The following is an 18,590-nucleotide window of genomic DNA, read 5'->3' on the forward strand; positions in this document are numbered from 1 at the left end:
CGGAGCGGCTGGACGCACCGGTCCTGGCCACCAGCCACCGCCCCCACCCGCCCTACCTGGCCGGACTCGATGGCGCCCTCGACCCGCCGGAGGCCCCCGCCACCGCAACGGGGGCCTCCTCCGTCCATCCAGCCCCGGTCTCCGCCGGGCTGGAGTGGCAGCGCAGCCTGTCCTCGAACACACTGCGCGGGGTCGGGAGGGATGCCGCCCGGACGGCCCGTCGGCCTGGCTCCCCATTTGGCCCACACCTGACCCCCTGCCGCCTTAGTTCGACGTGTGTCAACATAGACGTATGTCGAATGCGAAGGTTCTGCCGTTGCTGGAGCCCCACGTCGTCGCGGCCTGCTGCCCGCCGCTGAACGAACGTCCCATGTCGGCCGAGGAGGCCGAGGTCGCGGCGAAGATGTTCAAGGCCCTCGGTGATCCCGTGCGCCTGCGCCTGTTCTCCGCCGTCGCCTCCCACGAGGGCGGGGAGGCGTGCGTGTGCGACATCTCGGACGTCGGCGTCTCCCAGCCGACCGTCTCGCACCACCTGAAGAAGCTCAAGGAGGCTGGCCTGCTGTCCTCCGAGCGCCGGGGGACGTGGGTGTACTACCGGGTCGAGCCGTCTGTGCTGGCCGCCATGGGCGCGCTGCTGTCCGGCGCTGCGAAGGCGGCGTGACCGGCGTGCGGATCGAGGAGCTGCTGCCCGAGCATGCCGAGCAGGTGCTGGGCATCTACCAGGCTGGGATCGACGAGGGCAACGCGACCTTCGAGACGCAGGCCGCTGAGTGGGCCGTGTTCGACAAGGCCAAGCTGCCCGGCCACCGCTTCGTCGCGGTCGACGACGGTCGGGTGCTGGGCTGGGTCGCGGCGAGCGCGATTTCGGACCGATGCGCGTACGCGGGCGTGGTCCTGTTGGAGCGTCGGAGCCCGCGGATCAGCTGAGCTCGCCGTTCAGGGTGAGTTGGCGGCGGTGGAAGTCGAAGTGCCGGGTCGGGTAGCGGTAGATGTCGGCAAGGGTCATGAAGTCCTGGAAGAACGGGTCCCAGCGGACGGGGAAGTGCATGCCGCGGGCCAGGTCGGCTTCGGATTCCGCAGCGAGCCGGCGGTGCAGGGAGTCGATGACCCGGTCGAATACGGCGCCCGTCCGGCGCGGCCCGAAGACCTTCACCGCACCGCCCGGGCCGACGTAGTTGACCCAGTCGAACGGCCCGGTCGCAGCGTTCAGCGCCCAGGTGAAAACCTTGCCGGCGCTGCGGGGCAGCCGCGCGAAGACCCGGGCGAGGACCAGCAGCACCCGCACGACCATGTAGCCGAAGAGCATGTGCCACAGCAGCTGCTCGTTCGTCCACCGGGTCCCGCGGGTGGGGCGGGCGAGGTCGGCTTTCGTGGCGTTGTCGAGCAGGTCGTGGAAGGTCTGCCGTGCGCGCTCGTAGTCCGCGAACACGGCCTGCCGGTCCATCGCCATCGCGTTCATCACCTGCGCCCGTCCACCGCGATGATTCCCGCTCCCGGGCGGTTTCAGGCGCCGAGGAGTTCTGCGATCTCGCGGGTGCTCTGGCGGGCTGTGCGGCCGACGCCTATGAGGGTGGCGGAGGCGGGGCCCGTCCAGTCGCCGTAGCCGAGGAGATGGATGCGCGGGTCGGCGACGGCGCGGGTGCCCTCGGTCGGAATGCGGCCGCCCTCGGTGCGCAGGCCCAGCGGGGACAGGTGCGAGAGCGTGGGGCGGAAGCCCGTGCACCAGATGATCGCGTCGCAGGGCCAGATGCTGCCGTCGGCCCAGCGGGCTCCGTCGGCCGTCAGGCTGTCGAACATCCGGTGGTCCGGGATGAGTCCGGCGTCGCGGGCGGCTCGTACGGGCGGGACGGCGACGATGTCGCCGAGGTCCGAGATGCGGGGTCCGCCGGACTGGACACGCCTGGTGGCGAGTTCGAAGAGGGTGCTGCCGTCGATTTCGTCCGGGAGGTAGCGGGCGGGCCGCCGGGTGACCCAGCGGACGGTGGCGTGCGGGGTGAGGTCGGCTGCGATCTGGGCGCCGGAGTTGCCGCCGCCTACGACGATGATGCGCTGTCCTGCGTAGTCCCGGGGGCTGCGGTAGTCGACCGTATGGTGCTGGCGGCCCTGGAAGTGCTCACGGCCGGGGACGGCGGGCAGGAACGGACGCCACCAGGTGCCAGTGGCGCTGATCAGTGCGCGGGAGGTCCACGTTCCGCTGTCCGTGTGGACGCGGAGCAGCGGTGACTCGTCGTGGACGCCGGCGACGCGGACGCCGCGCTGGACCGGGAGCTCGTACCGCTTCGCGTAGTCGGCGAGGTACTCCAGTACGTGGGAGACGTCCGGGAACGTCTTGCCCTCCTGGTGCGGCATGAGCCGGCCGGGCAGGGAGGAGTAGGCGGCCGGGGAGAACAGATGCAGCGAGTCCCAGGGGTGCTGCCAGGCTCCGCCCGGGGTGGCCTGGGCATCGAGGATGGTGAAGTCGATGCCCGCCCGGCGCAGGTAGTAGCCGGCGGCGAGCCCTGCTTGGCCGCCGCCGACCACCACCACATCCGCGTGCTGCGTCATGCGGTGGGCTGCCCGCTGTTGGTCTTGCCGCGCATGAAGATGACCGCGACCAGGGCCAGGCCCACGACCGTGCCGATCAGCTGCATGCCGATAAAGCCGGCGACCGAAGCCGGGGCGATGCCGGCGAAGGTGTCGGTGAACGCACGGCCGATCGTGACCGCCGGGTTGGCGAAGGAGGTGGAGGAGGTGAACCAGTACGCGGCGCCGATGTACGAGGCGACGGCCACGGGCGCGAAGCGGAGGCGGTCGGTGCGGGCCAGGCCGAAGATCAGCAGGATCAGGCCGGTGGTGGCGACGACCTCGCCGAGGAGGAGATTCCCGGCGGAGCGGTCGTGGGTGGACCACTTGACCAGCGGTTGGCCGAACATCGCGTCCGCCAGGATCGCGCCCGCGATGGCACCGACGATCTGCGAGGGCACGTACACGGCCAGCTCGCGGGCGTTGACGCCGGCGCCACCGCGGCGGGCGGTCCACCACTCGGCCAGCGTGACGGCGGGGTTGAAGTGCGCCCCGGAGACGGGGCCGAGGAGGGCGATCAGTACAAAGAGCCCGAACACCGTGGCGGTGGAGTTGGCCAGGAGCTGGAGCGCCACGTCCCGGGTCAGCTCGGTGGCCTGGATGCCGGAGCCGACCACGACCGCCACGAGCGCGGCCGTGCCGACCAGTTCGGAGGCGGCCCGGGCGAGGAGCGGGGTGCGGGGTGGGGTCGCGCCGGGCGCGGGCTGGGGAGCGTCGACGGCTATGACGGACTCCGCTGCGGGGGCTGTGCCGAAGGGCTCGGTGGCGGTCAAGGCGGGTTCTCCTCGGGCAGGTGAGGCAAAGCGCGGAAGGCTACGGGCAGGACCGCTTGAGGTTCGCTTCGGCGGTGATGCGCGCGGTCTGGGCGAGGCCGGCGAACTGACCGGCGAGCGATTCGATGACTTCCGGGCGCAGGCGGTAGTAGGTGAACCGTCCGCATGGCTCCGTCTCCACGACCCCGGCCTCGCGCAGCACCTTCAGGTGGTTCGAGAGGTTCGTCTGCTTGGCACCTGTCTCTTCCACGAGGTGGGTGGTGCAGAGCGTCTCCTTGGCCAGGAGGGTCACGATCTGGAGCCTGAGCGGGTCGGCCAGAACCCGGAGCAGATCAGTGTCGACTGACGTCATCATGTGCTGATACTGTCACATCACTCGGGGCTGATACCAGTCCGGGCTGAGCCATTGGATTGAAGGAAGAGACGATGTCCTCCACCCCGCTCGCATCCGTGCTGTTCGTCTGCATCCACAACGCGGGCCGCTCCCAGATGGCGGCCGGGTTCCTGCGCCACCTCGCCGGCGACCGCGTCGAGGTCCGCTCCGCCGGCTCCATGCCCGGCGAGCAGATCAACCCCTCCGCTGTCGCCGCCATGGCCGAGCTGGGCATCGACATCTCCGACCAGAAGCCGAAGGTCCTCACCCCCGAGGCCGCCCAGGCGTCCGACTACATCATCACCATGGGCTGCGGCGACGCCTGCCCGTACTTCCCCGGCAAGACCTACCTCGACTGGCAGCTCGACGACCCGGCCGGGCAGGGCGTCGAGGCCGTCCGCCCCATCCGCGACGAGATCAAGGGCCTCATCGAGGGCCTGATCGCCGAGATCGACGCCAAGTCGAAGGCTTGATCATCGTCATAGGCTCCGGCCCCGCTGGATACACAGCCGCCCTCTACACCGCCCGCGCACAGCTGAACCCCCTGCTGTTCGGCAGCTCCATCTTCGTCGGCGGCTCAGTCACCACGACCACCGAGGTGCTCGTGTGTCCGTCTCCGGCGTGCTGTTCAACCGGCCGAGCACCACCTGTGCGGCTCGGATCATCGTGCCTGCTCACGGCCGAACCCCACCGCCTCGGGGTCGGTCACCCGCACCTTACCGCCGCCCACCTCTTCCTGACCGGGCAACGGAGGAGCCCAAAAGCCCCTGCCAGGGCCTGACCCTCTACCAGGCCCTGGACCTCCTCCAACACCTCATCGCCACCTGGACCGGCACCTGCCCCACCTGCCGACAACCCACCGCACAGCAACCCCACGACACCAGCTAACAAAGCACTACTAGCCCCCTCCCCGCGCCGCGGACAGACACGCAGTCGTCGGCACACGCATGACCGGGCCGTAGCGGGTTACACGCCGTCAATGACGAACGCGCACAACACAGGTGTGAGACCGGGCCTCCGTCTTCTGCTGCTGCCCTTGCAGGCCGCCTCCGTCGCCGGTCTGGGGCTGCTGATCACCGGACCCCTGGCAGACCGGTGGCCGTTCTCGGCGGAAGACGGCGTCAACCGCTTCGTGGCCGCGCGGCGCGACGACATCGCAACCACGTTCTCGGACTGGCTGTCACTGTTCGCCGGCACCCAGAGCGTGATAGCGCTGACGCTCGTGTGCACGGTCGCACTCCTGCTGGTGCCCCGCGTGCCCCGTCGGCGGGAGGCCGCGTTCCTCGCCGGCACCGTGGCCGCGCAGTCCGCCGTCTTCCTGCTCGTGACCCTCGTCGTGGAACGCTCCCGACCCGAGGTGCCCCACCTGGACGCGGCGCCGCCGACATCCAGCTTCCCCTCCGGGCACGTCGGGGCCTCCGTGGCGCTCTTCGGGGGGCTGGCCGTGCTCGCGGCCGGCCGGCTGCGCGGTGCCCGGCGACACCTCGTGGTGGGCGGGCTCCTGCTGATCCCCGTGGCCGTGGCCGCCTCACGGGTGTACCGAGGCATGCACCACCCCTCAGACGTGGTGGCGGGGCTGCTGAACGGCGCCTGCACGCTGCTCGTCGTCGGGTACGCGGTTCTCCTGCCGCGTCCCCGCGAGGAGACGGCCGGCGCCGCTCCCGACCGGGCCGCCCGTGGCGTCGTTCCTGCGGCCCGGGCCCGCGACGACGGCGGCCCCGCCAGCCTCGGGCCGCGCCGCGCCCGGGCCGTCGTGGTCCGTCATCCGCACGCCTGCGGTGACGGACCGGCGACCCGGGTGCGGGCCGAGCTGCGCCGCCACGGGTACGAGGACCAGGTGTGGACGCGTACGTCCGTCGGGGACCCGTGCGGCGCCCTGGCCGCGCACGTGGCGGAGGCGGACATCGATCTGGTCGTGGTCTGCGGCGGAGACGGCACGGTGCGCGCCTGCGCCGACGTCGTGGCCGGTACGGGCGTCCCGCTGGCGATCGTCCCCTGCGGCACCGGCAACCTCCTCGCCCGCAACCTCGGGCTGCCCTCCGATCCGGCCGAAGCCCTGCGGGAGGCCCTGTCCGGGGAGGCCGTCGGGCTCGACGTGGGCCGGGTCCGGGGCGACGGCCTTCCTCCGGCCCGGTTCATGGTCATGGCGGGTGCCGGGTTCGACGCCGCCATGGTCGGGGACGCCTCGGCGCGACTCAAGAAGCACCTGGGCTGGGCCGCCTACGTGATCTCCGCCCTGCGCCACCTGCGCGACCCCAGGATGCGGCTGTCGATCCGGCTCGACGGCGGTGCACCACTGGAGCGGCGGGCCCGCGTGGTCGTCATCGGCAACGTCGGCTCCCTGCAGGGCGGGCTGCCGCTGCTTCCGGACGCTCGGCCCGACAGCGGCCGGCTGGAGGTGGTACTGCTCGACCCCCACGGGGTCACCGGATGGCTCGCGGCGGCCGGTCGCCTGGTCTCCCGCGCACATACCGGCCGTCCGGCGCGCGCCTCCGGTGGGCCGGACCGGCCCGTGGCGGGCGACCCGCTGGAGTACTTCAGCGCGGCCCGGATCGACCTCAGCTTCGCGCGCCCGCAGCCGCGGGAGCTCGACGGCGACGCCTTCGCGGCCGGCATCCGGCTGATCGCCGAGGTCGAGCCGGGAGCACTGCGGGTGTGCCTGCCCGTGCCCGCGCGGGCGGGTACGCCGGACGAGCCGGCGGCGGAGGGGGCGGCCGCCTTCTCCGCCGAGGACTGAACTCCCGCTCCCGCGCGGGCACACAAGGAGGCCGGGTCGGACATGGGCACCGCCACACGAGTACCGCAGCGCAGCGAGGTCGAGGCCGTGGAAGCCGAGTTGCGGACGGAGGGCGCCGACCTCTCCGGCGAGGAGGCATGGGCCGCACTGTGCCGGTACGGCGGCTGGAGCCTCGTACGGGACTCTTTCATACGCTTCCGCTACGCCGACGGCTTCAGTCACTCCCGGGCCCTCGCCCTGCAGACGGTCCTGTCGATCGTCCCGTTCGCCATAGCGGTGATAGGACTGTCCCGTGCGCTGCACACCGAGGCCATCGGGCAGATCGCCGAGCTGACGATCCGGCGGATCGTCAGCGGCCCCGGCCAGGACGTCGTGGACGACGCCCTGCGGCAGAGCCACCACCGGGCGGGAGACGGCGGCCGGGCGGCGCTGTGGCTGGGGCTGCTGTTCTCGATCGCCAACGTCACCACCGCACTGTGCCAGGTAGAGCGCGGCGCCAACCGCATCTACGGTGTGGAACGCGACCGCCCGTTCCTCCACAAGTACACCCGCGGGCTGGTGATGGCGCTGCTGGCAGGGCTTCCCCTCGGCCTCAGTTTCGCCGTCACCGTCCTCGGCGCCGACCTGAGCCTCGCCGTGACGCAGGTCTACCACCTCGGCCCGACCTCGCACCGCGTGTGGAACCTCCTGCACTGGCCCGTCGGGATCCTGCTGGCCGTGATCGCCACCAGCGTCATCTTCCGCCGCTCCCCGCGGCGCACGCAGCCGGGCTACACGTGGCTCGCCTTCGGCGCCACCGTCCACCTGGTGCTGTGGCTCGCCGCGACGTGGGGGCTGAGCCTGTACGTCGGGGCCGGTAGCTCCTTCGCCACGGTGTACGGGCCGCTCAGCGCGCTCGTGTCGCTGCTGCTGTGGTCGTATCTCACCTCGCTCGCACTCTTCCTGGGCCTCTCCTTCGCGGCCCAGCTGGAAGCCGTACGGGCGGGGGTGGCCGACCCGATCACTGCGGACCCCGGCGTCTGAAGCGGTGTACCCCGCCGTCCGCTCCCCCGCAAGGAAAGGAACCCACCGACCATGACAGAGCGTTCCACCCGGCCCCGGTGGCATTTCCTCGCGCGGCTCGTCTCCGGCCGCGCCGGGGCCGACGCGCGCTTCGGTGTGCGGCTGGTGACGACGTCGGCCGCCACCGCCGTGGCGGCCGTCCCCTTCTCGCTCGCGCTGGTCCTGGTGGAATCGCGGTGGGCTCCGCTGCACCGCCTCGACCAGGGCACCGCCGAGCGGCTGCACCGTTCCGCTCTCGGTCATCCCGCCTGGGTGCGCGTGCTCGATTTCCTCACGCACGTCGTGTGGGGTCCGTTGACCATGCGCCTTCTGGTGGCCGCGGTCGTGGTGTGGCTCGTGTGGCGCCGCGCCCTGCGGCTGGCCGCCTGGGCGGCCGTCACAGCGACTGTCGGAGGGCTCGTGGGCCTGCTGGCGAAGAACGCGGTCGAGCGCGCTCGTCCGCACCTGCCCGATCCTGTCGCCCACGCGCCCGGATTCTCCTTCCCCTCCGGCCACGCCATGACGGCCACCACCTCCTGTGCCGTCCTGCTTCTGGTCCTGCTCCCCCTGGTGCCGCGGGCGTGGCGTCCGCTGCCGTGGGCCCTCGCCGCGGCCACGGTGCTCGGCGTCTGCTACACGCGGGTCGCGCTCGGTGTGCACTGGGTGAGTGACGTCGTCGGAGGGTGGCTGCTCGGCCTGGCGGTCGTCACCGGGACCACCCTCGCCTTCGAGGCGTGGCGCGGTGACATGGGCCGCCGACGCACCACGCCCGCCCAGGGCCTGGAACCCGAGATCGTGACGGCCGCTCCCGAAGCCCCCGCGGACGTACGCAGGGGGTGAGCCCGTAGCGGGCAGTCAGCCGACCTGGATGCCGATGACACAGGTGTCGTCGTCCGTGTCGGACCGGCTTTCGGCGAGGAGGCGGTCCAGCTGCCGGTCCAGGTCCCCGACGCAGGCGGCCGCCGCGTTCACGAGGTGGCCGAGCGAATCCTGGACCGAGGAGTCCCTGCGCTCCACCAGCCCGTCCGTGAACATCAGCAGGGTGTCGTCCGGTTCGAGCCGCACCTCCCGTTCGGTGTACGTCACATCGGCAAGCGCTCCGAGGAGCAGGCCCTCGATGAGCGGGAAGGCCTCGGCCTCGCCGCCGCGGACGAGTACGGGCGGCAGGTGCCCGGCGCGTGCCCAGCGCATCACCCTGGTGCCGGGGTCGAAGAGCCCGCAGACGGCGGTGGCGGTCACGTGCTTGGCCAGATGGTGGGTGACCGTGTTGAGCCACGACAGCAGCTGGGCGGGCCCCGCTCCCGTGACGGCGAGGCCGCGCAGGGCGTTGCGCAGGACGACCATGCCGGTGGCGGCCTCGATCCCGTGTCCGGCGACGTCGCCCACGGAGAGCATGATCAGCCCGGAGGGCAGGACGACGGTGTCGTACCAGTCGCCGCCGACGAGCGACTCGGTCTCCGCCGGCCGGTAGCGGACGGCGACCCGCAGTCCCGGTGCCTCGATGGCGGGCGGGGAGGGGGGCATGATCGCGTGCTGGAGCTGCAGGGCGAGTCGGTTGCGTTCGGCTGACTCGGCTGCGGTGTGGGCGAGTTGGTCCCGCGTGGCGGCCAAGGCGACCTCGGTCCAGTGCTGGGCGGAGATGTCCTGGTAGGCGCCACGGACGGCGTGGAGCCGCTGGTCGGCGTCGAGGACGGGCTCGGCGACGACACGGATGTGGCGGGTGATCCCGTCGGCCCTCTGGAGGCGGAAGTCGACCGAGGCGGGCCGGCGGTAGCGCAGCACCGCCCGCAGGAACCGGCCCAGGGCGGCGGAGTCGTCGGAGTGGGCGTAAGCGGGCAGCTCCCGCAGCGGTACGGGCGGGGCGGTGGCCGACAGTCCGTGCAGCGCGTACAGCTGGGCGTTCCAGGTGATCTCGCCGGTGACGAGGTTCTCCTCGAAGCCGCCGATCCGGCCCAGGCGCTGGGCGTGCTGGAGGAGGTCGGCCAGTCGAGCCGTCTCGTCCTCGACGCGCCAGATCAGCAGCACGGCCGCGCCGTGCCGACTGACGCTGATGTCCGCGACCGAGGTGAGGGGGATCTGGTCGACGAGCGCGGTCAGGCGCATGCGCTCGGCACGGAAGGGCTCGCCCGTCGCATGGACCCGCTCGATGATGTCGAAGAGCCCGTTCTCGCCGGCGGCCGTCGGATAGGCCTCCAGCAGCAGCGCGCCATTGACGTCGCCGCGCGGGCGTCCGGCAGGGTCCACGAACCGGCTGCTGGCGTGGCGGATGCGGAAGTCGGTGAGCCGGCCCTCGGGGTCGATCAGCGGGGTGAGGACCACGGCCGGATCGTGCAGTCCTTCGGCGAGGTCGGTCAGTTCCGCGACGTCCGGGAGAACCGCGTCGAGGACGGCGGGATCGCCCGTGGGCGAGGCGTCCATGGTGCGGGCGCAGAGTTCCGCGAGGGCCTCGATCTGACGCTCGATCTGCGGGGGCTGCGGTGCCAGCGGCCGCGGCCAGCAGATCTCGAGGACACCGTGTATCCGTCCGCCGGTCCCGGCGGGTACGGCCATCCGTCCGCCGTCGGGCCACTGGAGGTGGCCGATCGAGGGAAGTCCGTCGCGCTTGAGGCGGGCGATGCCGACCAGGCGCCGCTCCCGCAGCGCGAGGCGGGCGACGGTCGAGACGCCCGGCGGTACGTGGCGCCAGCGCGCGGCCTCCCCGGGCGGGAAACCGGCGTGGCCCGCGAGTGCCAGGGAGCCGTCCGGCGCGGCGGTCCACACGGCGACGGCGATCGCCCCCAGGGGTTCGAGGGCGTTCGTCAGGAGGGACCCGGCCACCGCCTGGGTGTCGTCGGCGGCCAGTACCCCGCTCTCGGCGGTGCGCAGCCGTACCGCCACCGTGGTGGACTGCTCGGACGGCGGGGAGCGCCGGGACGGTCCGAGCGTGCCGGTGCGCTCGACGAATTCTGCGGCGACCTCGCTGACGTGGTCGCGGGCCGCCTGGTTGACGATGTCGGCGGCGAGTTCGAGCGGGGTCATCCCGGCCTCGCGGCACAGCTCGTCGAGCTGGCGTGCCGCCGCGGCGGGGGTGCAGCTCAGCTGTCCGATCAGGATGCCTTTGGCCAGTTCGACCAGGGCCCTGCCGTCGGCGGCCGCGTGTGCTTCCCGTACTTCGCGGCGCAGCCGTTCGACGGTGGCGACCAGGCGTCCCAGCGGCGTCGGCGCCTGGTGCGGGATCGCGTTCCGGGCGGGCTCCTCGACGCCCGTTCCCGGCGTGCGCGCGTCGCCGTGCTGTGTGTCGCGGGTACCCACGGTGCTACCGGCTCCTTCCTGGGGCGGTCTTGGCCTCGGCCAGGACGACCGGGACGGGCGGGGCATCCGCGGACAGTGCCCGCGGGGCGGCGGTCATCTGGTGAGCCAGTGCCGGACGCGGGCGATGAGGTCGTCGGCGTCGACGGGCTTGGTCACGTAATCGCTGGCCCCCGCGGCGAGGCTCTTCTCCCGGTCGCCCGGCATCGCCTTGGCGGTGACCGCGATGATGGGCAGGCCTGAGTAGGCCGGCATCCGCCGGATCTCGGCGGTCGCCGCGTAGCCGTCCAGTTCCGGCATCATCACGTCCATCAGGATCAGGTCGACGCCCTCGTCGCGGGTGAGCGTCTCGATGCCCCTGCGTCCGTCCTCCGCGTGGAGCACGCGGACCCCGTGCAGTTCGAGCACGCCAGAGAGGGCGTAGAGGTTGCGCGCGTCGTCGTCGACGACGAGGACGGTACGTCCGGCGAGGTCGTCGTCGAGCACGTGGGCGGTCTGCTGCCGCTCCGCACCCTCTTGGACGAGGGGCAGTACGTCGCCCGGCTGGTCGGCCGAGAGGTGCAGCACGATGCGTTCCCGGAGCTCGTCCAGACTCGACAGCAGTTCCAGGTGACCTGAGGCGGCCCGCTCCCGCAGCGACTTCTCCTGCGCCGTCTTCAGACGGGGGTTGTTATGCACGAGGACCGGGAGGGAGGAGAGCGCCGGGTCTCCGTCGAGCGCGTCGAGGAAGCGCAGGGCCTCGCCGCCGGGCATATCGAGTTCGAGGACGACGCAGTGGAAGGAATCCGATGCCAGGGCCGCGGCGGCTTCCCGCGAGCTCGTTGCGTTGACCACCTGGATGCCGCCGCGGTCCCTGGCCGTTCGGTGGCCGGGGGCGAAGTCCCGGTCGGCGCTCTCGGCGACGAGGGAGAGCAGGCCGTTCTGGCGTTCCTCGATCACTAGGAGACGGCGGGCCTGCCGTTGCGGCGGAAGGGCGATGTCCACGCGACCCGGTTCGGGCGCCCCGGCGGCGGGGTGGTGCGCGGTGGGCGCGAGGGCGTCGGGGAGGGGGGGTTCCTCGAAGTCCGCCCGGCTGACCGGCAGGTAGAGCGTGAAGGTGCTGCCCTGCCCCGGGGTGCTCTCCGCGGTGACGGAGCCGCCGAGGAGCCGGGCTATCTCGCGGGTGATGGAGAGCCCGAGGCCGGTGCCACCGTACTTGCGGCTGGTGGTGCCGTCGGCCTGCTGGAAGGCGCCGAAGACGGACTCCAGCTGCTGCTCGGGGATGCCGATGCCGGTGTCCCGTACCCGGAAGGCCACCATCGGCCCACGGCCGGGGAGCCCGGCGGGGAACCCGGGGGGCGTAGCCGCTTCGATCCGCAGCTCGACGCCGCCGTGCTCGGTGAACTTCACCGCGTTGGACAGCAGGTTGCGCAGGATCTGGCGCAGCCGCGAGTCGTCGGTGAGCAGGTCCTGCGGGGCACCGGGGGCGGTGGTGACGGTGAAGTCGAGGCTCTTCTGCGTGGTCATCGGGCGGAAGGTGGCGTCGACGTATTCCAGCAGCTGCGTCAGGTCCACCCGCTCGGGGTTGATGTCCATCTTCCCGGCCTCGACCTTCGACAAGTCGAGGATGTCGTTGATCAGCTGGAGCAGGTCCGAACCCGCCGAGTGGATGATGCCCGCGTACTCGACCTGCTTCGGGGTGAGGTTGCGGGTGGGGTTCTGGGCGAGCAGTTGGGCGAGGATGAGGAGGCTGTTGAGCGGCGTGCGCAGCTCGTGGCTCATGTTCGCGAGGAACTCGGACTTGTACTTGGAGGCCAGCGACAACTGCTGGGCGCGGTCCTCCAGTTCCTGCCGGGCCTGTTCGATCTCCAGGTTCTTGGCCTCGATGTCGCGGTTCTGGCTGGCGAGGAGGGCCGCCTTCTCCTCCAGCTCCGCGTTGGAGCGCTGGAGTTCCTCCTGCTGGACCTGGAGTTCCGCCGATCGTGCCTGCAGTTCGCCGGTCAGCCGCTGGGACTCGCCGAGGAGCTCGTCCGTGCGGGCGTTGGCAACGATCGTGTTGACATTGACGCCGATGGTTTCCATCAACTGGCCGAGAAAATCCCGGTGTACGGCAGTGAAGGCACTGAAGGAGGCCAGCTCGATCACGCCGAGGACCTGGTCGTCCACCACGATCGGCAGGATGATCAGGCTGCCCGGCGTGGTGTGGCCGAGCCCGGAGGAGATGACGTAGTCGCCGGGCACCCGGTCGGTGGCGATGATGCGGTGGCTGCGCGCGGCCTGCCCGACCAAGGACTCCCCCAGGGCGAAGCCGGTGGCACCGACGGTGCCCGCGGGGCGTCCGTAGGAGCCGACCAGGGTGAGCACGGTGCCGTGCGGGCCGTCCTCGGCGAGGTAGAACGCGCCGTACTGGGCGGCGACCAGCGGCGTCAGCTCGTCCATGACGAGTTCGGCGACGACAGCGAGGTCGCGGTGGCCTTGCATCAGGCCCGATACGCGGGCCAGGTTGGTCTTGAGCCAGTCCTGCTCCTGGTTGGCGCGGGTGGTCTCCCGCAGAGAGCCGACCATCGAGTTGATGTTGTCCTTGAGTTCGGCGACCTCGCCGGAGGCGTCGACCGTGATCGAGCGGGTCAGGTCGCCCTCGGCGACCGCGCTGGCGACCTCGGCGATGGCCCGGACCTGGCGGGTCAGGTTCCCGGCCAGTTCGTTGACGTTCTCCGTCAGCCGCTTCCACGTGCCCGAGACGCCCTCTACCTCGGCCTGGCCGCCGAGCCGGCCTTCGCTGCCCACTTCGCGGGCGACGCGCGTGACCTCGGCGGCGAAGGAGGAGAGCTGGTCGACCATCGTGTTGATGGTCTCCTTCAGCTCAAGGATCTCCCCGCGCGCGTCCACCCGGATCTTCTGCGTGAGGTCCCCCTGGGCCACCGCGGTGGTGACCTCCGCGATCGAGCGGACCTGGGCGGTCAGGTTGTCGGCCATGACGTTGACCGACTCCGTCAGGTCCTTCCAGGTGCCGGAGACGCCCTTGACGTCCGCCTGACCGCCGAGCCGGCCCTCGGTGCCGACCTCACGGGCGACCCGTGTGACCTCGCCGGCGAACCCGGAGAGCTGGTCGACCATCGTGTTGATGGTCTCCTTCAGCTCAAGGATCTCCCCGCGCGCGGTCACGGTGATCTTCTGCGAGAGGTCGCCCTTGGCGACGGCCGTCGCGACCTGGGCGATGGAGCGGACCTGGGCCGTAAGGTTTCCGGCCATGAAGTTGACCGAATCCGTGAGGTCCAGCCAGGCGCCTCCGACCCCCGGTACGTCCGCCTGACCGCCGAGCGTTCCCTCGGTGCCCACCTCCCGTGCCACCCGCGTCACTTCGGACGTGAACAGCGACAGCTGGTCGGCCATCCCGTTGAAGACCGTGGCGATCTCGCCGAGCAGGCCGTCCGCCGCATCGGGCAGCCGCGTACGGAAATCCCCGTCCCGCACGGCTGTCAGGCCGGCCAGCAGTTGACGCAGCTCCGATTCGCCGATCCCGTCCCCGCCCGGAAGCGCGGGTGGCGCAGGTGACCTGCTCAGTGACTCCGTGTCCGTCCGCTCAGCCATCCCGCCAACCTCACTCCAGGACCGTGCGGAAGCTCCGCCGGCCCACGCCACCATTCGCTGAAGGCTAACGCCGCCGAAAGGACCGTAGAGCACAGCCGATCAGTCCGAGGCGGCGCTCGCGCACACCGCCTGGAACACCACGGGTGCCTGCCCGGGCAGCGGGTAGACGAATCCGTGGTGAACGCCACAACCGATGGAGTGAGGTGAGGACGTTGGCGGTCAAGGCAGTCGGCTGGGCCAGCTCGTTCCCCGTTTCGAAGGGAGTACGGGCGGCACGGCAGTGGACTTCCGGGCATCTGGCGTCGCTCCCCTGGAACAACTCGGCCGCGGACACGGTGCACTCCGTGCTCCTCAGCGTGTCCGAGCTCGTCACGAACGCCCACCTGCACGCGGCGGGAACCGCCCACCTCGTGCTGACATGGGACGGCTGCTGCCTCCATGTGAGCGTCGCCGACTCCGACCCTCGTCTGCCCGAGCCACGCGAGGCCGACGCCCAGCGCGATGCCGGCGCCACGTCCGGCCGGGGACTGGGAATCGTCACCACCCTCGCCGACTCCTGGGACATCCACGCGTTCCACGGCGGCAAGGCGATCACGGCGTGCTTCCGCCCCCCTGGGCGGCCGGCCTCCCCCACCGGCCGGGAGTAGGCCGTCACGACGCCCGGACGGCGTCCTCGACGCTCGGGTGCAGGGAGAGCACCGTGTCCGCGCCCGTCAGCGCGAAGAGGCGGCGGAGCTGCTCACCAGGAGCGGCGATGCGCAGGGTGGTGAGATGGTGCAGCCGCAGCAGCAGATTCAGGAACGATGAGTCGCCGAAGGTGATGGAGCCGGCGTCCAGCACCACCAACCGGTGCCGGTCCGCGGCGGAGGCGAGCGCCCCCTCGAGCGGAGCCAGCGTGTCCTGGTCGAGCTCGCCGTGCGCGGCCACCACCCACCCGGCCCCGGCCAGGTAGCTGTCCCCGACCACGCCTGCGTGATTCGCGTCCTTTGCTCCGGTCATCTCCGCCTCCCCGGATCGTCACCTGTACGGCTTCCGCAAGGGAGTATGCCTGCTCATCGGCGAGCGAGGCCGCCAAGGCCGCGGTACACGGGCGGAGATGGCCGACACCGCATGCCCGGCGCAGGACAGACGGAGAAGTTTCACCGAGAACGGTGTAACACCCACAAGTGCGGGCAGGAGCGCCCGAGTAGCCGTCAGTCAATCGGGAGGGAACGGCCACATGTCTCGCTCGGCCATCGCCGTAAGCCCCATTCGTGCAACAGACGCGCAGGTCACGCCCGCTGTGCCCGAAGCAGCCGTGGGAGCCCCGACGAAGGACATGGCACTCCCCGAGGTGAAGAACGCCCGGGAAATGGCGCCTGCCGACGCACGCGAACTCTCGCGGCTCTTCTTCGGGAGGCTCCGCACCCTGGAAGAGGGCACGCGCGAGTACCAGTACGCCCGCAACACCCTGATCGAGATGAACCTCTCCCTCGTGCAGTTCGCCGCGCGGCGTTTCCGCGCCCGCGTGCTGGGCGGGGGGCTGGACATGGACGACGTCATCCAGGTGGGGATCATCGGGCTCATCAAGGCCATCGACCGCTACGACCCGGAGCGCGAGGTCGAGTTCTCCACGCTCGCCCTCCCCTACATCACCGGTGAGATCAAGCGCTACTTCCGCGACACCACCTGGGCCGTGCACGTCCCGCGCCGACTGCAGGAGCTGCGTACGGAACTGGCCAAGGCCCAGGAGGCGCTGACCGACGTCCTGGGGCGGGCTCCGACCGTCAAGGAGGTGGCCCAGCACCTCGAACTGACCGAGGAACAGGTCATCGACGGGCTGGTCGCCGCGAACGGCTACACGAGTGGTTCCCTGGACGCCGCCGACAGCGACGAGCCGACGACGAGCCGGGCGACACGGCCGCTGGCGGACCGGCTCGGTGAGGTCGACCCCGCCATGGAACTCTTCGAGGACTTCCACACCCTCGCACCCCTGCTGGAAAGGCTGGACGAACGCGACCGGCTGATCCTGCGGCTGCGCTTCGGCGAGGAGTGGACCCAGGCCGAGATCGGTGCCGAACTCGGCATCTCGCAGATGCAGGTCTCGCGTCTGCTCTCCCGAACCCTCACCCGGTTGCGCGCCGGAATGCTCTCGGGGTAGGCACAGAGCATGCCATCACCCCACCGGCTCGACGGGTCCGTCCCGCCCAACGGCGCGCAGGCGCTCTACGACGACGTGGTGTGGGCGGACGCGGTCGTGCGGTGCGCGGACGCGGGTACGCATACGGGTACGGCTCCGGCGCTGACCGCCCGGCCGTTGCCCGACCGTCCGGGCGCCCTCCTGAGCGGCAGCTGCGACCTCGACACCCAGCCGATCCTGCGCGCGACGCTCGGCGTCGTCACCCGGATCCCCGGCCGCGTCGTCCATCTCGATCTCGCCGCCGTGGCCTTCCTCGACACGGCCTCGGTCGCCGCCCTGGTGCAGGCGGCCGCCACCGTCACGGGACAGGGGCGTCGTCTGCTGCTCCACCACCCGCCATACTCGCTCCGCAAGGTAGTGGAGATGTTCCCGGACGAATGTGCCGCGCTGGAGGTCGCAGCATGATCAACCTTCCTGCGTCCACCACCCCCGGGGCCTTCGTCCACCCCGCCCTCTTCTACGAGGGTCAGGCGGAGTACCTGGCGGGAGTGGGAGGGTTCGTCACGGCCGCCCTGGAAGCGGACGAGCCGGTGCTCGTGGCGGTACCGGGGCCGCGGCTGGACGTGCTGCGCGAGAGCCTCGACGAGGCCGCGGCCGAGGTCGCCTGGACGGACATGACGCGGTTGGGCCGCAATCCCGGCCGCATCCTGGCCGCCTTGCAGGATTTCGCCGACCGCCACGCGGACCGTGCGGCGCGAATCGTGGGCGAGCCGATCTGGCCCGGCCGCTCGCGGGCCGAGGTGCTGGAGGCCACGCGTCACGAAGCCCTCATCAACACCGCCTTCGCGGGGCGCCCGGCCACCGTCCTGTGCCCGTACGACGTCCCGGGTCTGCCGGCCGCGGTGGTGTCCGATGCCCGGCGCACCCATCCCACCGTGATCGAGAAGGGCGCGGAGCTGCTCAGCCCGGCCTACACCGACGCCCCGTCGGTCTGCGCCGACTGCGATCATCCCCTGCCCGAACCCGACGGCGGTACGCCCCGGCGCGAGTACGCCCACGGGCAGCTGGGCGGCGTACGCGAGTACGCCGAGGCCTGGGCCCGCGGCACGGCCCTGAGCGCGGCGCGGCGCGGCGATCTCATCCTCGCGATCAGCGAGGCCGCCGCCAACTCCCTCTCCCACGGGGGCGGGAGCGGGGCGCTCCGGCTGTGGAGCACCGGTACCGGGGTCGTGGCCGAGATCCGCGACGTCGGGCACCTGACGGACCCGCTGGCGGGGCGCCGCCGTCCCGCGCTGGCGTCTGCCAACGGAGGCCGCGGCCTGTGGATGATCCATCAGCTGTGCGACCTGGTCGAGATCCGCGCCTGCGCCGACGGCCTCACTTTGAGACTGCACATGGCGACCGCGTGAGAGCGGCGGTCGCCTAGAGTGTCAGCGTGCTCGGGTGTCCTCGGCCGAGGGGGCGTACGCGAGGTCCGGAGCACCGGGACGGTGAAGTGGCCGACGGGGCCGTCAGGGTTTCCGTGAGCACAGACCAGTGTCGACGGTGGGGGGTGAGAGACCACGGTGGAAACGATCGGGCCGGAAACCGGCGATCCGCTGCGCGCCGGGCCTTCCGGCGCGGGGCAGCGGCGTCGACTCGCCCTGTCCGGCGTCCGCGGCCACGTGGGCAAGGGCCGCGACTTCACGCACCGGGCCTTGGTGGACTGGGGCTGGGAGGGGAACGAGACCGCCGACGACGTCCTGCTCCTCGTCTCCGAACTGCTGACCAATGCGTCGCTGCACGCGGGTGGTTGCCTCGAACTGGTGCTCACGGGCGGTGAGGTCCTGCGGATCGAGGTCTTCGACGGTACGACTACGCCGCCCAAGCCCCACCCGTCCCCGCAGCGGGGCGTGCCGGGCGGGCACGGGCTCTACATCGTGGAGCGGCTGTCCGATCGCTGGGGCACCCGTGTCCATGAGCGCGGCAAGGCCGTCTGGGCCGAGGTCGACGCGTCCCGGCTGACCTCGGGCAGGTCCACGGGCCGGTGACCGGCCGGGCCCGTCCCCCGGGCCGCGTCGTACCGCGGGCCGGGTCGCGCCGTTCCGCGCCAACGTCCCCGTACGGGAGCGTCATTGTGGCATCCGG

At 71.6% G+C, this 18,590-nt stretch carries 17 protein-coding genes and 2 pseudogenes; 12 read left to right on the forward strand and 7 right to left on the reverse strand.

From position 1 onward, the window contains the following. The first annotated feature begins 292 nt into the window (after positions 1 to 292). A complete protein-coding gene (locus OG429_RS00965) occupies positions 293 to 661 on the forward strand; it encodes an ArsR/SmtB family transcription factor (RefSeq protein WP_328923358.1) in 369 nt (122 codons plus the stop codon). Further along, positions 658 to 894: pseudogene (locus OG429_RS00970) on the forward strand (GNAT family N-acetyltransferase); the annotation flags it as partial. The gene OG429_RS00965 and the pseudogene OG429_RS00970, both read left to right, overlap by 4 nt. Positions 895 to 919: 25 nt before the next feature. Here the strand turns inward: OG429_RS00970 and OG429_RS00975 are convergent. Genes OG429_RS00975 through OG429_RS00990 form a run of 4 tightly spaced genes read right to left on the reverse strand, consistent with a single transcriptional unit; the run spans position 920 to position 3,690 of the window. After that, a complete protein-coding gene (locus tag OG429_RS00975; protein WP_328923359.1) occupies positions 920 to 1,459 on the reverse strand; it encodes a DinB family protein in 540 nt (179 codons plus the stop codon). 44 nt (positions 1,460 to 1,503) lie between these two features. After that, a complete protein-coding gene (locus tag OG429_RS00980) occupies positions 1,504 to 2,544 on the reverse strand; it encodes an ArsO family NAD(P)H-dependent flavin-containing monooxygenase (RefSeq protein WP_328923360.1) in 1,041 nt (346 codons plus the stop codon). Further along, the gene (locus tag OG429_RS00985) at positions 2,541 to 3,335 is read right to left on the reverse strand and encodes an aquaporin (protein ID WP_328923361.1); all 795 of its coding nucleotides are present in this window, start codon (positions 3,333 to 3,335) and stop codon (positions 2,541 to 2,543) included. The genes OG429_RS00980 and OG429_RS00985 overlap by 4 nt, the downstream gene beginning before the upstream one ends. Before the next feature lie 40 nt (positions 3,336 to 3,375). After that, entirely contained in the window at positions 3,376 to 3,690 is a 315-nt protein-coding gene (locus tag OG429_RS00990; protein ID WP_328923362.1) for an ArsR/SmtB family transcription factor, read from the reverse strand. A 71-nt stretch (positions 3,691 to 3,761) separates the two neighbouring features. Between OG429_RS00990 and OG429_RS00995 the strand changes: the two genes are divergently transcribed. From OG429_RS00995 to OG429_RS01015, 5 genes and pseudogenes are all read left to right on the forward strand, one after another. Beyond that, positions 3,762 to 4,181, forward strand: a complete 420-nt coding sequence (locus OG429_RS00995) for an arsenate reductase ArsC (protein WP_328923363.1) — start codon at positions 3,762 to 3,764, stop codon at positions 4,179 to 4,181. Then, positions 4,178 to 4,309 (forward strand): annotated as a pseudogene (locus OG429_RS01000) (FAD-dependent oxidoreductase); the annotation flags it as partial. The gene OG429_RS00995 and the pseudogene OG429_RS01000, both read left to right, overlap by 4 nt. A 402-nt stretch (positions 4,310 to 4,711) precedes the next feature. Continuing rightward, positions 4,712 to 6,445, forward strand: a complete 1,734-nt coding sequence (locus OG429_RS01005; RefSeq protein WP_328923364.1) for a diacylglycerol kinase family protein — start codon at positions 4,712 to 4,714, stop codon at positions 6,443 to 6,445. A 42-nt stretch (positions 6,446 to 6,487) separates the two neighbouring features. Further along, positions 6,488 to 7,468: a YihY/virulence factor BrkB family protein gene (locus tag OG429_RS01010; RefSeq protein ID WP_328923365.1), complete on the forward strand. Its 981-nt coding sequence runs from the start codon at positions 6,488 to 6,490 to the stop codon at positions 7,466 to 7,468. 51 nt (positions 7,469 to 7,519) lie between these two features. Beyond that, positions 7,520 to 8,326 carry a phosphatase PAP2 family protein gene (locus tag OG429_RS01015; protein ID WP_328923366.1) on the forward strand — a complete coding sequence of 269 codons (807 nt, stop codon included), beginning with the start codon at positions 7,520 to 7,522 and terminating at the stop codon, positions 8,324 to 8,326. A gap of 15 nt (positions 8,327 to 8,341) precedes the next feature. On the opposite strand, the gene OG429_RS01020 is transcribed toward OG429_RS01015, so the two are convergent. Together OG429_RS01020 and OG429_RS01025 are read right to left on the reverse strand one after the other, a co-directional pair. Further along, a complete protein-coding gene (locus tag OG429_RS01020; protein WP_405680684.1) occupies positions 8,342 to 10,843 on the reverse strand; it encodes a SpoIIE family protein phosphatase in 2,502 nt (833 codons plus the stop codon). A gap of 27 nt (positions 10,844 to 10,870) precedes the next feature. Next, positions 10,871 to 14,344 (reverse strand): HAMP domain-containing protein, encoded by a 3,474-nt coding sequence (locus OG429_RS01025; RefSeq protein WP_328923368.1) that lies wholly within the window; start codon positions 14,342 to 14,344, stop codon positions 10,871 to 10,873. 203 nt (positions 14,345 to 14,547) lie between these two features. Here OG429_RS01025 and OG429_RS01030 point away from each other — a divergent pair, with 203 nt between their 5' ends. Then, positions 14,548 to 14,991 (forward strand): ATP-binding protein, encoded by a 444-nt coding sequence (locus OG429_RS01030; protein ID WP_328923369.1) that lies wholly within the window; start codon positions 14,548 to 14,550, stop codon positions 14,989 to 14,991. Between the two features lie 4 nt (positions 14,992 to 14,995). On the opposite strand, the gene OG429_RS01035 is transcribed toward OG429_RS01030, so the two are convergent. Beyond that, positions 14,996 to 15,343: an STAS domain-containing protein gene (locus tag OG429_RS01035; protein WP_328923370.1), complete on the reverse strand. Its 348-nt coding sequence runs from the start codon at positions 15,341 to 15,343 to the stop codon at positions 14,996 to 14,998. A 220-nt stretch (positions 15,344 to 15,563) separates the two neighbouring features. Here OG429_RS01035 and OG429_RS01040 point away from each other — a divergent pair, with 220 nt between their 5' ends. The 4 genes from OG429_RS01040 to OG429_RS01055 all read left to right on the forward strand — a co-directional run bounded on the left by OG429_RS01040 (position 15,564) and on the right by OG429_RS01055 (position 18,493). Beyond that, positions 15,564 to 16,484 carry a SigB/SigF/SigG family RNA polymerase sigma factor gene (locus OG429_RS01040; protein ID WP_405680682.1) on the forward strand — a complete coding sequence of 307 codons (921 nt, stop codon included), beginning with the start codon at positions 15,564 to 15,566 and terminating at the stop codon, positions 16,482 to 16,484. A gap of 9 nt (positions 16,485 to 16,493) precedes the next feature. Next, complete coding sequence (locus OG429_RS01045; RefSeq protein WP_328923372.1) at positions 16,494 to 16,928, forward strand: STAS domain-containing protein; 435 nt, start codon at positions 16,494 to 16,496, stop codon at positions 16,926 to 16,928. Next, the gene (locus tag OG429_RS01050; RefSeq protein WP_328923373.1) at positions 16,925 to 17,872 is read left to right on the forward strand and encodes a sensor histidine kinase; all 948 of its coding nucleotides are present in this window, start codon (positions 16,925 to 16,927) and stop codon (positions 17,870 to 17,872) included. Before OG429_RS01045 ends, OG429_RS01050 begins: the two co-directional genes overlap by 4 nt. A gap of 156 nt (positions 17,873 to 18,028) precedes the next feature. Further along, positions 18,029 to 18,493, forward strand: coding sequence for an ATP-binding protein (locus OG429_RS01055; protein ID WP_328923374.1), 465 nt, complete (start codon positions 18,029 to 18,031; stop codon positions 18,491 to 18,493). The last annotated feature ends 97 nt before the right edge of the window (positions 18,494 to 18,590 follow it).

Origin of the sequence: Streptomyces sp. NBC_00190, assembly GCF_036203305.1 — a bacterium.
Classification (GTDB): Bacteria; Actinomycetota; Actinomycetes; order Streptomycetales; family Streptomycetaceae; genus Streptomyces.

What these genes read in the sequence shown, in the direction of transcription:
- OG429_RS01040 (WP_405680682.1), top strand. Translation starts at nt 15,564, where the DNA reads ATGTCTCGCTCGGCCATCGCCGTAAGCCCCATTCGTGCAACAGACGCG.
- OG429_RS01035 (WP_328923370.1), bottom strand. Translation starts at nt 15,343, where the DNA reads ATGACCGGAGCAAAGGACGCGAATCACGCAGGCGTGGTCGGGGACAGC.
- OG429_RS01020 (WP_405680684.1), bottom strand. Translation starts at nt 10,843, where the DNA reads ATGCCCCGCCCGTCCCGGTCGTCCTGGCCGAGGCCAAGACCGCCCCAG.
- OG429_RS00990 (WP_328923362.1), bottom strand. Translation starts at nt 3,690, where the DNA reads ATGATGACGTCAGTCGACACTGATCTGCTCCGGGTTCTGGCCGACCCG.
- OG429_RS01045 (WP_328923372.1), top strand. Translation starts at nt 16,494, where the DNA reads ATGCCATCACCCCACCGGCTCGACGGGTCCGTCCCGCCCAACGGCGCG.
- OG429_RS01015 (WP_328923366.1), top strand. Translation starts at nt 7,520, where the DNA reads ATGACAGAGCGTTCCACCCGGCCCCGGTGGCATTTCCTCGCGCGGCTC.
- OG429_RS00975 (WP_328923359.1), bottom strand. Translation starts at nt 1,459, where the DNA reads ATGAACGCGATGGCGATGGACCGGCAGGCCGTGTTCGCGGACTACGAG.
- OG429_RS01025 (WP_328923368.1), bottom strand. Translation starts at nt 14,344, where the DNA reads ATGGCTGAGCGGACGGACACGGAGTCACTGAGCAGGTCACCTGCGCCA.
- OG429_RS00995 (WP_328923363.1), top strand. Translation starts at nt 3,762, where the DNA reads ATGTCCTCCACCCCGCTCGCATCCGTGCTGTTCGTCTGCATCCACAAC.
- OG429_RS00965 (WP_328923358.1), top strand. Translation starts at nt 293, where the DNA reads ATGTCGAATGCGAAGGTTCTGCCGTTGCTGGAGCCCCACGTCGTCGCG.
- OG429_RS01050 (WP_328923373.1), top strand. Translation starts at nt 16,925, where the DNA reads ATGATCAACCTTCCTGCGTCCACCACCCCCGGGGCCTTCGTCCACCCC.
- OG429_RS00980 (WP_328923360.1), bottom strand. Translation starts at nt 2,544, where the DNA reads ATGACGCAGCACGCGGATGTGGTGGTGGTCGGCGGCGGCCAAGCAGGG.
- OG429_RS01010 (WP_328923365.1), top strand. Translation starts at nt 6,488, where the DNA reads ATGGGCACCGCCACACGAGTACCGCAGCGCAGCGAGGTCGAGGCCGTG.